This is a genomic window from Methylomonas stagni (assembly GCF_050154735.1).
Taxonomy (GTDB): Bacteria; Pseudomonadota; Gammaproteobacteria; order Methylococcales; family Methylomonadaceae; genus Methylomonas; species Methylomonas koyamae_A.
Genome location: NZ_CP189557.1, coordinates 4230644 through 4245208, shown reverse-complemented (window position 1 = coordinate 4245208; position 14565 = coordinate 4230644). Strand labels below are relative to the sequence as shown.

Below are 14565 nucleotides of genomic sequence, written 5' to 3'. Positions count from 1 at the left end.
TCAACCGGTCTCGGCGGATGCCGTCGGTACGCTTTACCAACCGGATTTACGATGGGAAATTAAGTTGAGCTGTTCTGCGACAATCCAATTGCGGCAACCACCTATTGACGATGGAGGAGTGGGAATTACGTCGATTTGCGGCGTAACTCCCTGTATCCGAACGCTAGAAACAATCGCAGTGACTGACCCGTGCGCTCGGCATTCCCGGTTTGGACACGAAAGTCAGCCTGAAGCTTGACGGCGATTATGGTCGCGGCGATTGATCAAATCGGCCGACAAATTCAGGACCACTCGCCGCAATGATCTGAAACGTCGGCGGTTAACATTAAGAAACTCAAGCTTAGTAACACGCCCCACTTGCCCGAGCACGGGACAAGCGAGACCGCGAACAAACGCTGCTCAGCGGGCGTCGAACCGATCCAAGTCCATCACCTTGGCCCAAGCCTTGGCGAAATCCCCCACGAACTTTTCCTTGGCATCGTCGGATGCATAGACTTCCGCGACCGCCCGCAACTCGGAATTGGAGCCGAAGATCAAATCCACCGGCGTTGCAGTCCATTTAAGTTGGCCACTAGCCCGGTCCTTACCGTCGTAAACGCCTTCGGTCGTCGACTTGCTCCACTGAGTTGACATATCCAGCAAATTGACGAAGAAGTCGTTAGTCAATTCGCCGGGCCGACTGGTGAACACGCCGTGCTTGCTATGGCCTGCGTTGGCATCCAGCGCGCGCATACCGCCGATCAACACCGTCATTTCCGGCACGCTCAGGGTCAGGTAGTTGGCGCGTTCGACCAGCATTTCCGCCGGCGAATGGGCGTTATCCTTGCCGAAGTAGTTACGAAAACCGTCGGCTTTGGGCTCGAGTACCGCCGCCGAGTTGACGTCGGTCTGTTCCTGCGAGGCATCCATCCGGCCCGGTTTAAACGGCACCTGTACTTTAAAACCGGCTTGCTTCGCGGCTGCTTCCACGGCTGCCGAACCGCCCAACACGATTACGTCGGCCAGCGAGACTCTCTTGCCGCCTTTCAAGGAACGGTTGAAGTCGGTTTGGATGGTTTCCAGGCGAGCCAGCACTTTGGTCAGTTCGGTGGGATCGTTGGCTTCCCAGTCCTTCTGCGGAGCCAAGCGAATTCTGGCGCCATTGGCGCCACCTCGCATATCGGTGCCGCGAAAGGTCGCAGCCGATGCCCAGGCGGTTCTGACCAATTCCGGTATCGTCAAATCCGAGGCCAGGATGGTTGCTTTTAATTTGGCGGTGTCCTTGGCGTCGATCAGCTTGTGATCGACTTTCGGGATCGGGTCCTGCCAGACAAAATCCTCGGCCGGCACTTCGGCACCGACGTAACGGGCCTTGGGCCCCATATCGCGGTGCAACAGCTTGAACCAAGCCCTGGCAAACGCGGCTTCGAATTCTTTCGGATTATCCAGAAAGCGCTTAGAAATTTTTTGATACTCCGGGTCCATTTTCAACGCAATATCGGTCGTGAACATGATGGGCGCATGACGTTTGTTGGGGTCGTGCGCGTCCGGCACAAAGTTTTCGCCTTTGTTATCCTTGGGAATCCATTGGGTGGCGCCGGCCGGACTCTTGGTTTGCTGCCAATCGAAGGTGTACAGCCAGGTCAGGTAGTCGTGGGTCCAACGGGTCGGATTGGTAGACCAGGCGCCTTCCAGACCACTACTGACGGTGTCGGCGCCATATCCGGTTCCGCATTTATTGGCCCAGCCCAAACCTTGCTGTTCTATGCCGGCGGCGGCCGGTTCCTTGCCGACGCATTCGTCGGGTTTATGAGCGCCGTGGGCCTTACCGAAGGTGTGGCCGCCGGCGATCAGCGCCACGGTTTCTTCGTCGTTCATCGCCATCCGGCCGAAGGCCTCGCGAATATGCTTGGCGGCCGCCAACGGATCTGGATTGCCGCCAGGACCTTCCGGATTGACGTAAATCAGCCCCATTTGCGTGGCGCCCAACGGTTTCGCCAGTTCGCCGTTGGCGTCATGGCGTTCGTCGGCCAGAAATTTCTTCTCTATGCCCCAGTTGACGACCTCGGCTTCCCAGTCATCGGCCCTGCCGCCGGCGAAACCGAGGGTTTTGAAACCCATATCTTCCAACGCGACGTTACCGGCCAGCACCATCAAATCGGCCCAGGATAATTTAGCGCCGTACTTCTGCTTGACCGGCCACAACAAGCGGCGGGCCTTGTCCAAGTTGACGTTATCCGGCCAACTGTTGAGAGGCTCGAAGCGTTGCTGGCCGCCGGAAGCGCCGCCGCGGCCGTCGAAGATACGATAAACGCCGGCGCTATGCCAGGCCATCCGGATGAAGAACGGACCGTAATTGCCGTAATCGGCCGGCCACCAGGGCTGAGAGGTATGCAACACGTCGGCGATGTCTTTTTTGACCGCTTTCAGATCCAGGGTTTTGAATTGTTCCGCGTAGTTAAAGGCCTTACCGAGCGGGTTGGACTCGGCCGCATTCTGGCGCAGCGGTTTCAAATCCAGTTGCTCCGGCCACCAGAAATTGTTGGTGGTGGGCTGTATGTCGGCCTGTACCGGCGCGACATGCAAGGCCGTGATAATAGCGACCGCCAAAGCGGAAGCCAGGAAGGTTTGTCGGGTTTTCATGATGCACCTCTAGTCCTGATGATGATTGGTCGAAAATGCTTGCCGTCGCCCGCTCGGTCAACTTCTCCGCTATCTGGCCAAACGAAGGCAAGCAAAATTGTAGAACCGATGTCCGGAATCGACCGACTCGGCCTTCGGCGGCGACGGCATTGCCGAACCGTTAAACGTTATGCAAGGACGCGCCATCGAATTTCGCGCTCGCCTTGTGATGTTGTCGGCGAGACTATTCAACCGAATTCCGCCATCGGACTGAAATTGATTTCTTGGATGGGCCGATAGCTCGCATCAATAGCAGCGGAACCCGCGCAATCATGGATAATGTTTCCGGCCGTCGGTTCCTTTCGGCACACCTTAAATACACGGGTCACCACGAATGAATTTGCGCGATTTAAGCTATCTGGTCGCGGTAGCGGATTTAAGAAACTTCAGTCAAGCCGCCGAACATTGTTCGATTAGTCAGCCCACCCTGAGCACACAGATCAAGAAGCTCGAGGAGTATCTGGGCGCGGACTTGTTCGTGCGGGAGAAAAACCATGTGGATTTGACCGAAGCCGGCCGCGAGGTTCTACCCCTCGCCCGCCGCATCCTGGACGATGCCCGCTCGATCCGGCAAATCGCCGCCCACGCCGGCGGACGCTACCGCAATCACTTATCGCTGGGCGCGTTTCCGTCGCTGGCAAGTTACGTACTGCCGGAATACGTGTTTCGCATCAAGCAACACTATCCGGAACTGAAACTGCAGTTGGTCGAGGAAAAAACCCAGGCTCTGATCGCGTTGCTGCTGAGCAAAAAGCTGGACGCGGCGCTGCTGGCCCTGCCGGTGGCCATCGACGCTCTGGAACAACGCACCTTATTCGAAGATCCGTTCACGCTGGCGGTTTGCGCCGACCACCCGTTGGCCGAGTTGGACGAAGTGGAGTTGGGCATGGCGGCCCAAGAGAATCTGCTATTACTGGACGAAGGCCACTGTCTGCGCGACCAAGCGCTGAAGCTGTGCGATCCGTCCCGATTCGTCGAACACGATTTCCGGGCCTCCAGCCTGGAAACCCTGCGCTATATGGTCAAGAACGGCGTCGGCGTGACGCTGATGCCGTCGGTAGCGGTGCAGCCGGACGACAAGGACATTCGCTACATCGCTATCCGCCAGCGGCCCAGCCGCACCATTGCGCTGGTGTGGCTGAAGACCCATCCCCGCGCCGGCTTGCTCGAAGATTTGGCCGGATTACTGGCTTACAAACCGCTGGTCTGAGATTCGTTCCACCGCCTTCGCGCGCCGATCTGCCGCGCGGAAGTCCCTTGAGTGCCTCTTGCTCGACGCGCCCAGTATGTGTTGACAAATTACCGCACTCGCACCACCGGGCTGGAAGCCTTTGCGTTGTAGGTAACGGCCAGCAACGCGCCCTGAACCGGCAACCGCTAGTCTGGAATACGGCACCACGCGCCGGACTCGCTTCGTTATTACTACTCGCGTAGAATCTCGTCCGTCCGTAAGTCGCGGCGCTTGTGAACGACTGCTAACACTTCAATATGGGAGGGTTTGATCTCGTAAAGGATGCGGTAGGAGTAAAGCGAAAGTTCGCGTACTGCCTCGTCGCTCAACTCCGGTACCATGCGCCCAATACGGGGCAGTTGATCCAAGTCAAGCGTTTTAGCGACCAACGCTTCGGCCACCCGTTTGGCATAAATCGGTGAGTCCTGTGCGATGTAGTCGTGAATGTGACGAAGCTGGCCCAATGCGTGATCGGTCCACTTCACCACGCTTGAATATCTCTCAGCACCTGTTCGGCGGGTACGGTTCTGCCCTGTTCGGCGTCTTTCCGGCCGCGACGGATATTTTCGAGCACATAGAGCCGGTACATGATTTCTTCCATGTCGGCGGTATCGGGTAAGCGCTGGATGATGGCAAGGGCTTCTTGTTTAGTGGTCCGTTGTCGTTGCATGGTGTACTTCTCCTTTGGTCGCTGACGGTTTTAGACTTATCCGGCATGGCCCGGAGCACTGATATAGTGTGCATTAGCGACCACCATTCTACCGGTTGGACGCGGTAACCACCATCGTCGAGAAACAGGACTCTTCAACACCGTCCGCGCAAGCCAGTTCTAAGGTGAAGCGGAAGACAAGATACACAACGTTGCGAGGTCGCCTCGCTAAAACTCGTACTTAAACCCCGCCTGCACCAAACGCGGCGCGCCGGGTTGGATGCCGCGCACCCGGTCGACGATGTAGGTGTTGTCCAGCATGTTTTTCATCGACACGAACAGGGTCAAGTCTTTTCGCACCTTGTAGGAGCTGGCGAAGTTGACCACCACGTAATCGTTAATCTTGCCGAACTGGCCGGATTTGATCAGCGCGTTGCGTTGAGCGGTGGTGCCGACATCCAACGGCAGGTCGCCGGCGCTGTTCAGGTTCATGAAGTCGGCGAATTGCTCGCCGACGAACACCGCTTCCAAGTGCGCATCGAAGCCGCTGGCATGCGAGTAGCCCAGCGTCGCGGTCAGCAGGTTTTCCGGCGCGTAGGGCGCGCGTTTGCCTGCCGCCGAGCCGAATACGTTCCCGCCCGGACAGAATCGGGTGAAGGTCGCGTTCTGGCTGGAGCCGGTCGCCTGGCCGCTGTCGGTCAGGCAATGAAACGGCGAGGTGGTTTCGGCGGTCGGCAGCCAGGTGTAGGCGACTTGCGCATACGGGTTATGCGTCCAGTTAAACACGTCACCGAAATCGGTCCGCGCCATCAACTCGATACCTTCGTACAACGCTTGGCCCTGCGCCACCGGGGTATCGACGCCGCCAACCGTACCCAAGGCAGTCAGGGTATCGAAATCGTTGTGGAAATAGGTTGCTTCGGCTTTAACGCCGCGCGCCGGTCTGGCCCTGACGCCGAATTCGGCGTTCCAACTAATTTCCGGGCCAATCTCCACCGCCGCGCCGTTGGCATTGTTGACGCTGTCCTCGACGCGCGGCGGCGCGAACCCGCGATGAATACCGAAAAACAACGTGGCCTGATGGATTGGACTGTAGGTCACCGCGAACGACGGCAGGATTTCGGTCATGCCGTTGCCGCCGGCGATCCCGGTTCGCACATCCTTACGCTGGTAACTCGCCGATTCGACCCGAACGCCGGGGTCGCCGTCCAGTTTCCCCAAATGAATTGATTTTGGAAAAAACCGGAATAGGCATCGGCGAAACGCTGATTGTTTTCCAGCAAGGTGCCGTCGCGCGCGGTCGGCGAGCTGCCCTGGATTTGCCGGCGGTATTGGTTCTCGAAGTGCGCGCGAAAACCCGCATCCAAATGGCTTTCGACGCCGAACAGATCGTGCTTGGCATGTAGAGTCGGGGCAATGCCCCAGGTTTCGTAATTGCGCTTGCGACCGATGTTGTAGTTGCAGTCGTTCATATCCACCGCGATACCGTTTTCGCGATTTTGCACGTAATTGGCGATGCCGCGGCTGCTGCATTGGTTTTCGGTCGGGAACTGATTCTGCTGCCGCCACCAGTTGCGTTCGTAGGCCGACCAGTAAAAGCTGGTTTCCAAGGTCACGTCCTTATTGAAGTTGTGCTCGTAGGTGGCCGAGGTGGACCAGCGGTCGTTGATGAAGCTGGCGTTCTTGTCCGGATTGTAACGAGCGCCCAGCTTGCGGTATTCGGCGTCGGTCAAGCCGAAGGCCGCGCCTTGCTCGTCCTGGTGGTAAAAATCGCCGCGTAGCGTCAGGCGATTGCGCGCGTCAAAGTCGATGATGCTTTTCAGGTTGGCGTCGTCCACCACGGCGAAGGTGTTGTCGCGATTTTCGATGCCTTCCTTGTGAATGTAATCGACCACGCCGCCGACCGCATCCAGGCCTTGCACGTTCTTGACCATGCCGCCGTAACGGGCATGGCCGTTCAGATAATCGCGGTTGCCGCCGGTAAAGCTGACGAAACCGCCGGGCGTGGTCGGTACCTTGGGCGTCAGATAATTGATCGCGCCGTTGATGGTTTGTGGGCCGAATTGGGTCAAGTCGGCGCCCTTGTAAATTTCGATGCCATCGTAGCGCTCGATCGGCGGATGGTAGTAGATGTCGTTATCGCCGTAGGGCGCGAAGTTGAACGGAATGCCGTCCTCCAAAAACAACACCTTGGTGGAGCGAAACGGGTTTTGGCCGCGAAACGCGATATTCGGCCGCAGACCGAAGCCTTCCTCGTCTCGCACGTAAATACCCGGCGCCTTGCGCAAGGCCTCGTTGACGGTGAACACCTGGTCGCGCTCCAGGGTTTGCTTGTCGATCACCGAGGTGGAGCCGGAGAAGGTCGCGGCCTTCTCGACGCTTTCGGCCACTTCGACGCTGGGCAGGGCCTCCGCCCGGTCGGCGTCATTGATTGGATCGAAGTTGACCTCGGCAGGCTCAACCGCCCAAGCGCCTTGAGCCAATACACCCACCAGCAACACCGGCCATACTCCGCATTTATTTCGCATTTCGTTCAGTTCCCGTTCGAATTTGAGTTGGCACATCCGCCGCCCCGGCCGGCTTTCCCGCCGGAATCCACCAACCGAAGCGAAGGATGCTTAACGCAATTTAACGAACACGCGTGAATCGAAACTGAAAATCGGCTCTGGATTTAGCGGCTCAACGGTAGACGCACCGTCGCCAGAAATCCGCCCAAGGCCTTGCTGCGGCCGAGGTGCAGGCTGCCTTTGTAACTATCGACGATGTCGGCGACGATACCCAAACCCAGGCCGTGACCTTGCACCGACTCGTCCAGGCGTGCCCCGCGCCGGGTTAACCCCGCCAATTCGGTTTCGGCGCAGCCCGGCCCGTCGTCGGCGACCCGCACCAACACCTCGTCGGCAAAGGCCAATTCGACGTCGATGCGCCGCCTGGCCCATTTGCAGGCGTTGTCCAGTAGGTTGCCGAGCATTTCCATCATGTCTTCTCGGTCGAAATGCACGGATGCGTCCGGGGCGGTGATCTGAATATCCAGGTCCTTCTCGGCATGGATCGCCCGCAGGGTTTTTTAACGCCACCAATTCCTTGCGGGGATTGAACGCGGCGCTGGCCTGCTGGTCTCCGGCGATCCGGGCACGTTTCAGTTCCCGCTCGATGCAGCGCCGGATGGTTTCGGTTTGCCCCCGCACTTGCTCGCGCAAGTCGGGATGGTCCAGAAACGCCGGTTCTTCGGCGACCCGAAACAGCAAGGCCAGCGGCGGCTTCAGCGCGTGCGCCAGATTGCCGATCGCGGTACGGGACTGCTGCAAGCGCCGGGCGACCAGTTCCAGCAAATGATTGATCTCGTTCACCAACGGCCTGATTTCGTCCGGCACGTCCAATTCGATACGCTGACGCCGACCGGCGCAGACTTGTTCCAGTTCGCCGCCGACCAGCGTCAGCGGCCGCAACGCGCGCCCGACATCCCAGCTCAGCACGCCGATCGCAGCCATCAGAATCGTCAGCGTCAACGCAAAGTAGGCGGCGCGTATCCAGGTGATATCGTGATCGACCGCCGACAAATCCTCGGCGATATGAATGTTGATTCTATGGCCCAAGCGCACCGCGCCCAGGCTCAACACCAGTAACGGTCGATTTTCCGGACCGGACAGATGATAAAGCGTCTGCTGTTCCGGCCCGACGGCTTGAATCGGTAACGGAAAATCCAGCAGCGACGGCGACGGATGGGCTTCGGCGTCGACTTTGACCAGATAGTAATGGCCGGACAGCGGCCGGCTGTAGACCGAGCTGATGCGCAAGCGGTTGAACGAGAGTTTATCGTCGTCGGCGTAGGCCAGCGATTCCAGCAAGGAATAACCGTCGTCGGCCAATCGATTCGCCATCTGACCCTCAGCGACGGTGCGGATGACCCAATCCGCCGCGATCCAATGCACGACGAAAATCACGCACAGCGCGGCGATCAGGCCGCGGCCCAGGCGCTCGCGCAACGCCATCATGGCCGGCTTCCGAACACGTAACCCTGGCCCCGGCGAGTCTGGATCAAATCGCTGCCGACGATCTTGCGCAGGCGCTTGACGTAGACTTCGATGACATTGCTGTCTGGCTCGTCCGATTCGCTGTAGATATGTTCGCCTAATTGCGACTTGGTCAGGACTTTGCCGGCGTTCATCATGAAATAGCGCAACAGCCGAAATTCGATCGCGGTCAGCGGGTAAGCCTCCCCGCCATTGACCGCTGCGGTTTGCTCGTCCTCGTCGAGCAGGACGCCCAGTACCTGCAACGTAAACTGATTATGGCGGTGAACCCGTTTCAAAATGGCTTGCAGCCTGACCAGCAATTCTTGCGGATGAAACGGCTTACCCAAATAATCGTCGGCACCGGCCTTGAAGCCGTCCACTTTCTCGTACCAAGCATCGCGGGCGGTCAAGACAATCACCGGCGTGGTATTGCCGGCATCCCGCCAGCGTTTCAAAACATCGAGGCCGGCCAATTTGGGCAAGCCTAAATCGAGTATCGCCGCGTCGTAATCTTCGGTAGCGCCGAGAAACTCACCGTGCTCGCCGTCCGCGGCCGTATCGACGACGTAGCCGGCTCGCTCCAAGTCCATCTTTAGCGGCGCCGCTAATGCAACGTCGTCTTCAACCAACAGCAATTTCATCGCCTAAGCTCCATGCTCCGCGTTTGCCGGGACAAGCGCCGACTCGGCGCGCGCCGATCACTGAATCCGCAATAAATACCCGTCGGTTTTCTCGCAACCCGGCTTGCTGTGCGCGGTGACGTTGAGCCGCGCGAAACCGTGCTCGATCGGCCGAGGCAATTTGCCCCTGACTTCGGTCTGACCATTTTTCAGCGGAAAAAACTTCAACTCCTTGGCGGATAAATGGTATTGAATAGACCCTGAACTGATATTGGCGACGATGGACGTCGTCGTGGTATTGGACGAAACGATAAAGCTGAACTCGGTAAACGATTGCAGGTATTTATTCGGCGCCGGTTGAAACTCAGTGAATATCGGTTTGTCGCAATGGCCGGAACTGGAAGAACTGCCGTATGCCAGCGCATCGCCGGCCGCCAAGCCCAACGCCAACGCGATAACGGTCTTGATTGAAGCCTTCATGTCTTACTCTCCCGTTTAGTTATTATTTTGGACATAGCTTATCAACAAATTCGCGACGAGCGGATGAATTCGACCCTGCTGCCCTTACAGTATTTTAGCGACTCAACACCATGCCAGCCCTAGCCTTTGTCGATTTGGAAACCACCGGCGCCTCGCCGCGACAAGACCGGATTACCGAAATCGGTATCGTCTTGGTCGATGCCGACGGCGTCCTGGAATGGAGCCAACTGGTCAACCCGCAAATGCGCATTCCGCTGTTCATCGAACAAATGACCGGCATCAGCAACGAGATGGTCTCAGGCGCGCCGCCGTTCTCCGCGATCGCGCGCCAAGTCTGGGAACTGTTGGAAGATCGAGTATTCGTCGCTCATAACGCCCGTTTCGATTACAGCTTTCTGAAAAACGAATTCAAGCGCCTGGACCTGCCGTTTCAGCCGCAAGTGCTTTGTACGGTCAAATTGTCGCGCGCACTCTATCCCCAATACCACCACCATAATCTGGACAGTCTGATCGAAAGGCACGGCCTGACCGCCAACGATCGGCATCGCGCGCTGGCCGACGCCCAATTGATTCATCAATTTTGGGAGCATCTGCATCGCGAATTCCCGGCCGAGCGTTTGACCGACACGGTGGCCGGTTTGCTCGGCAAATCCAGCCTGCCCTCGCGGATCGACCCGCTGTTGACCCACGAATTGCCCGACGGACCGGGCGTCTATTTGTTTTACGGCGAAAACGATTTGCCGCTCTACATCGGTAAAAGCGTGAATATCCGGCAACGGGTACTCGCCCACTTCGCGGCGGACCACCGCCACGACAAGGAAATGAATCTGTCGCAACAACTCAGGCGCATAGACTGGCTGGAAACGTCCGGGGAATTGGGCGCGCTGCTGACCGAAGCCAAGCTGATCAAACAAATGATGCCGGTCTATAACCGCCGTCTGCGCCGCAAGAATGCGCTGGGCGCTTGGCGGCTGGCGCAACACGGCGAACAAGTGCGCCCCGAACTGGTCTGGGCGGACGCGCTGGATTTCGGCGGTCAGGACAATCTGTACGGCCTGTACCACAGCCAGCGCGACGCCCAAAAAGCCTTGCGCGGTCTGGCCGAGCAACACGGCCTTTGCCTGAGCGTGCTGGGCCTGGAGAAAACCGTGCCGGGACGACCCTGCTTCGGCTATCAATTGAAAAAATGCGCGGGCGCCTGCGTCGGGGCCGAACCACACTTGGCACATGCCGGCCGCTTATTCGTTGCGATGCAAAAACTTAAATTGGCGACTTGGCCCTATCCCGGCCCGATAGGCGTTCGGGAAGGCGACGACATGCACGTCATCGACCGCTGGTGCTACCTGGGCAGCGCCCGCACCGAAGCCGACGTCGCCGAACTGCTCGAGGCCGGCCGGCCGGCTTTCGATCGCGATACCTATACCTTGCTCGCCAAGATGCTGAAAAAGGCCCGGATTATTCCGCTGGCAAGCCGCTCACCCGCTGGGCTCGATCTGGCCGACAACTTCTAAACTACTGCCCACCGAACCGCCGCCCGGCACGAGAATAGAACCAATAAAAAACACTTGTTCTTGATTTGTTTTGTTTGTATAGTCTTTCAAAACAAACACAGAACAACCATGACACTGACCCGTAAACAACAAGCGCTTTTCGACTTCCTGCTGCAAAACCAGGACAGCTTCACCCATCCGCCGACGCTGGAAGAACTGTGCGCGGCAATGGGCTTGAAATCGCGCGGTTCGCTGCATAGCCAAATCAAGGCCCTGATCGACGCCAACCTGGTCGAAGCGCCGGAACGCAAGCAGCGCGGCATCCGCCTGACCGATTACGCCAAATCGTTGGCCGCCCCGACCCAGGATTCCAGTCTGCTGCCGCTAGTCGGCTATATCGCCGCCGGCCGGCCGATCGAAGCCATCGAAAACATCGCCTACATGGCGGTGCCCGAACCGCTGAAAACCGACAAACCTTGTTACATCCTGCGGGTCAAGGGCGACTCGATGCAGGAAGCCGGCATCTTCGACGGCGATTGGGTCGTGATCGAGCAACGCAGCCACGCCCGCAACGGCGAAATCGTCGTGGCCTTGGTCGACAAGGCCGAGGCCACCTTGAAATTTATCGAGCAATACCCCCTCGAAACCCTGCTGGTTCCCGCCAATTCTCAGATGCAGGCCATGCGTTTTCGGCCCGAGCAAGTGGAGATACAAGGCGTGCTGGTAGGCCAGATGCGCAGTTACACCCACCCTTAAAACCGGAGGCAATCATGATTCGTCACACCGTCCATATGCGCGACCAAAAAGCCAACCAAGTCGCGATGCTGAACCGGGTCGCCCGCCAGTCGGCGATCAATATGCTGGAAGAAATCACGTTGGTGATCGTATTGTGGGGTGTGTTTTTGCTGGCGACCGGTTGACGCCAGCCTACGGATATTGACGATGTATAAGCTGTGCTTTTTCGTACCCGCCAGCCATCTGGAGCCGGTCAAAAACGCGCTGTTCACCGCCGGCGCCGGCCATGTCGGCGATTACGACCGATGCTGTTGGCAAAGCCTCGGCATCGGTCAATTTCGGCCGTTGCCCGGTAGCGTCCCCTACTCCGGCCGAACCGGCGAGGTGGCGCAAGTCGAGGAATACAAAGTCGAAATGGTTTGCAGCGCGTCCGCGATACGTCCGGCGCTGGCCGCGCTGCTCGCCAGTCACCCCTACCAGCAACCGGCTTACGAAATCCATCGCTTGATCGATCCCGACGCGCTACCCACAGCCGATTAGGCGACTCGCCAACCAGCCTCGCTCCTGCTCGAGACGTCGCCAACGCCGCATTTTTCGATTTTAAAACGGCTTGAAGACGTTGCCGGCGTTTTTTCAGACTTCCGGCACAGCCGCCCGCGCTTCCGCCGACGGTTATCGCATGCTAAACCGTCCCGACCGGATATAAAAATCTCCGGAAGGCAGTTACCGGAGTCTCGACCACACCCGCGCCACCCTCGGTGGCACGCTCAACATCGGCCACGGCGCCGCAGCAACCGGCGGTAGCCCCGCCGAAGCTGCTGGAAGTAGGGTCCGGCGCGTTTTGTACGCCTCCGGCCTGGATTTATATCCAGTCCATGTCAATGGAAGTATGGTCCAAACGAATTTTGAGCTGTTATTCGTCGTCAAGCACGCGGATTCCGCGACCTTAAGCTTCGTCCGGCGCGGACTTCGGCTCCTTCTCGCAAAAGGGTAGCCGAACCCAAACACGAAGATCGTTCGCATCCGTTATGCTGCACGGCGTTAACTCTTCCCCGGCTCAAGCTTCTTGGCCTTTCAGGCTTTCCGCGGATGGATGGCGCCCCCAGTCCTAGCCGAATTGGACGCTTCTCCGAGGCGGATCGATAGCGGGGCTATCTGGGGAAAACCGGTCTTCAATGAATTTCATTGAGCACATCGTCAACGATGTAAAAACGGTTTTCGGTAATCACGTCCGCCGCGATTCGGCTGTTTAGCAGGTTGTCCACATCATCCAGCACACGGTCGAGTACGCTCGGGAGTTCGGCGCGTTCGGCCGATTTGCGCAAGGCTTCGCCCCATATCGCGATATGCCGGGTCGTGATGCGGCGCACCGTATTATCCTTGGCCCACTCCGCCGCGATGGCGGCTCCCAAACGCTCCAGTTTTGCTTGCGTCTGGTGTTTTAGCGAGGGATCGGCAAGCTTGGTCGTCAAATCCCGGCTAATTTCAATCCAGCCCGTCGGATGCAGCTCCCAACCCCGGTAAAAACGTTCGACCCAGGTCAGATATTCCTGCAAACTTTGCAACTCGGCATTTTGGCGGTCTCGCTGGTAATGTTCGGCAAATCCGACCGGCGCCGGCATGCCCTCGGGCCAAGCGGATCGGCGGAAATCGGCTGTCGAGCAACCCCAAAGCAAACCCATCGTCAAGCAAATCAGAACGCGGACTTTCATTGCATTGCTTCCAGTTCGGAAAGGAATGCGGGGATTGTAGAGCGGCGCCGATGACAGGACGATTAAGGTCCGGTTACCGCAATTTGACGACAGCGCCGCCAGCCCGACTCAGAACAGCTCGAATCGAGCCAAGTAGCCGAAGTGGTCCGACACCGTGGGATAAAATTCGTCGTTGAAGATGGGTGTCATCTCGCGGATGCGCAACGGATGCCCGTTACGTTTGAAGATGTAATCGATACGCCGGGGCGGACTATGCCGCCAGCCGTCGATCTGCCCGCGAAAGGTCGGTTCGTGAAACCGATGCGGATGCAACTCGTAATATTGATCGACGTATTCGCCATTGCCGACGATATGGCAATAGGCGTGGTCGCCGGCCGGCGCATTGAAATCGCCAACGATCAAATCACCTCTGACGCCGAAATGCCGGCGGGAAGCGATCAACTGTTTCAAGCGGGCGTATTCCTCGTGGAAACCGTGATGCGCCCAACTCAGATGCACGTTGGCAACGTGCAGCAAGCCAAACCGAGGCAGGTCGATGCAGCTGACGGTCACATTGCGCGACATATAGTTATCTTTGCCGCGATCGTGAGACACGTAAGCGGCATAGTTATGATGCAACGGATAGCGGCTCAGGATGGCCGTGCCCTCCCGCCATAGCTGAAAGCCGATATGACTCCAGTCCTGGTGGATATGAAACCACTGCCCCCATTCCCGCAAACGCCGGCAAATTCGAAATGCCATATTCGACGGCGACTCGCCGTACGGGCGCGTTATCGGATCGTACCGGTATTCGCCGACTTCCTGAAAACAGACAGCGTCGATACGCTGCTGAGCGATGGCTTCGGCGATGATTTGCACTTCTCGCTCGTGCAAATGCATGGTTTCGAAACAGTTTTGCCGTGGATGTTGCTGATAGGTATGCAGATTCAGCGTTAACAGCGTGAACGCCATGGTTCTGGACGGCGGCCGAT

At 58.1% G+C, this 14565-nt stretch carries 16 protein-coding genes and 1 pseudogene; 7 read left to right on the top strand and 10 right to left on the bottom strand.

The genetic code is table 11. The features are described from left to right. Window positions 1-399 precede the first annotated feature (399 nt). On the bottom strand, window positions 400-2622 hold the full coding sequence (gene katG, locus ACP4CD_RS19625) for a catalase/peroxidase HPI (RefSeq protein ID WP_426992219.1): 2223 nt from the start codon (window positions 2620-2622) through the stop codon (window positions 400-402). 373 nt (window positions 2623-2995) lie between these two features. Here katG and ACP4CD_RS19620 point away from each other — a divergent pair, with 373 nt between their 5' ends. Next, on the top strand, window positions 2996-3871 hold the full coding sequence (locus tag ACP4CD_RS19620) for a LysR substrate-binding domain-containing protein (protein ID WP_426992217.1): 876 nt from the start codon (window positions 2996-2998) through the stop codon (window positions 3869-3871). Between the two features lie 212 nt (window positions 3872-4083). Here ACP4CD_RS19620 and ACP4CD_RS19615 read toward each other — a convergent pair whose 3' ends face one another. The 5 genes and pseudogenes from ACP4CD_RS19615 to ACP4CD_RS19595 all read right to left on the bottom strand — a co-directional run bounded on the left by ACP4CD_RS19615 (window position 4084) and on the right by ACP4CD_RS19595 (window position 7512). Then, complete coding sequence (locus tag ACP4CD_RS19615) at window positions 4084-4380, bottom strand: type II toxin-antitoxin system RelE/ParE family toxin (protein ID WP_426992216.1); 297 nt, start codon at window positions 4378-4380, stop codon at window positions 4084-4086. Further along, on the bottom strand, window positions 4374-4562 hold the full coding sequence (locus tag ACP4CD_RS19610; protein WP_168028170.1) for a hypothetical protein: 189 nt from the start codon (window positions 4560-4562) through the stop codon (window positions 4374-4376). The genes ACP4CD_RS19615 and ACP4CD_RS19610 overlap by 7 nt, the downstream gene beginning before the upstream one ends. Window positions 4563-4769: 207 nt before the next feature. Then, window positions 4770-6074 (bottom strand): TonB-dependent receptor domain-containing protein, encoded by a 1305-nt coding sequence (locus ACP4CD_RS19605; RefSeq protein WP_426992215.1) that lies wholly within the window; start codon window positions 6072-6074, stop codon window positions 4770-4772. A 563-nt stretch (window positions 6075-6637) separates the two neighbouring features. Next, window positions 6638-7069: pseudogene (locus ACP4CD_RS19600) on the bottom strand (TonB-dependent receptor plug domain-containing protein); the annotation flags it as partial. A 143-nt stretch (window positions 7070-7212) separates the two neighbouring features. Continuing rightward, entirely contained in the window at window positions 7213-7512 is a 300-nt protein-coding gene (locus tag ACP4CD_RS19595) for an ATP-binding protein (RefSeq protein ID WP_426994714.1), read from the bottom strand. 217 nt (window positions 7513-7729) lie between these two features. Here ACP4CD_RS19595 and ACP4CD_RS19590 point away from each other — a divergent pair, with 217 nt between their 5' ends. Beyond that, window positions 7730-8167 (top strand): hypothetical protein, encoded by a 438-nt coding sequence (locus ACP4CD_RS19590; RefSeq protein WP_426992214.1) that lies wholly within the window; start codon window positions 7730-7732, stop codon window positions 8165-8167. 96 nt (window positions 8168-8263) lie between these two features. After that, complete coding sequence (locus ACP4CD_RS19585; protein ID WP_426992213.1) at window positions 8264-8557, top strand: hypothetical protein; 294 nt, start codon at window positions 8264-8266, stop codon at window positions 8555-8557. Here ACP4CD_RS19585 and ACP4CD_RS19580 read toward each other — a convergent pair. Beyond that, the gene (locus tag ACP4CD_RS19580) at window positions 8533-9198 is read right to left on the bottom strand and encodes a response regulator transcription factor (RefSeq protein ID WP_064030918.1); all 666 of its coding nucleotides are present in this window, start codon (window positions 9196-9198) and stop codon (window positions 8533-8535) included. The genes ACP4CD_RS19585 and ACP4CD_RS19580 overlap by 25 nt on opposite strands. A 57-nt stretch (window positions 9199-9255) precedes the next feature. After that, window positions 9256-9657, bottom strand: a complete 402-nt coding sequence (locus tag ACP4CD_RS19575) for a hypothetical protein (RefSeq protein WP_064030919.1) — start codon at window positions 9655-9657, stop codon at window positions 9256-9258. Between the two features lie 110 nt (window positions 9658-9767). On the opposite strand from ACP4CD_RS19575, the gene ACP4CD_RS19570 reads away from it, so the two are divergent. The 4 genes from ACP4CD_RS19570 (at window position 9768) to ACP4CD_RS19555 (ending at window position 12422) form a co-directional block, all read left to right on the top strand. After that, a complete protein-coding gene (locus ACP4CD_RS19570; protein ID WP_426992211.1) occupies window positions 9768-11168 on the top strand; it encodes an exonuclease domain-containing protein in 1401 nt (466 codons plus the stop codon). Window positions 11169-11276: 108 nt separating this feature from the next. Continuing rightward, entirely contained in the window at window positions 11277-11903 is a 627-nt protein-coding gene (gene lexA / locus ACP4CD_RS19565) for a transcriptional repressor LexA (protein ID WP_426992210.1), read from the top strand. A 14-nt stretch (window positions 11904-11917) separates the two neighbouring features. Next, window positions 11918-12067 (top strand): hypothetical protein, encoded by a 150-nt coding sequence (locus ACP4CD_RS19560; RefSeq protein WP_157197959.1) that lies wholly within the window; start codon window positions 11918-11920, stop codon window positions 12065-12067. A 22-nt stretch (window positions 12068-12089) separates the two neighbouring features. Next, window positions 12090-12422, top strand: a complete 333-nt coding sequence (locus tag ACP4CD_RS19555; RefSeq protein WP_426992209.1) for an NGG1p interacting factor NIF3 — start codon at window positions 12090-12092, stop codon at window positions 12420-12422. A 632-nt stretch (window positions 12423-13054) separates the two neighbouring features. Here the strand turns inward: ACP4CD_RS19555 and ACP4CD_RS19550 are convergent. Both ACP4CD_RS19550 and ACP4CD_RS19545 read right to left on the bottom strand, forming a co-directional pair. Further along, window positions 13055-13594, bottom strand: a complete 540-nt coding sequence (locus ACP4CD_RS19550; protein WP_064030923.1) for a hypothetical protein — start codon at window positions 13592-13594, stop codon at window positions 13055-13057. A gap of 108 nt (window positions 13595-13702) precedes the next feature. Beyond that, window positions 13703-14545: an endonuclease/exonuclease/phosphatase family protein gene (locus tag ACP4CD_RS19545; RefSeq protein WP_064030924.1), complete on the bottom strand. Its 843-nt coding sequence runs from the start codon at window positions 14543-14545 to the stop codon at window positions 13703-13705. Between the last annotated feature and the right edge of the window lie 20 nt (window positions 14546-14565).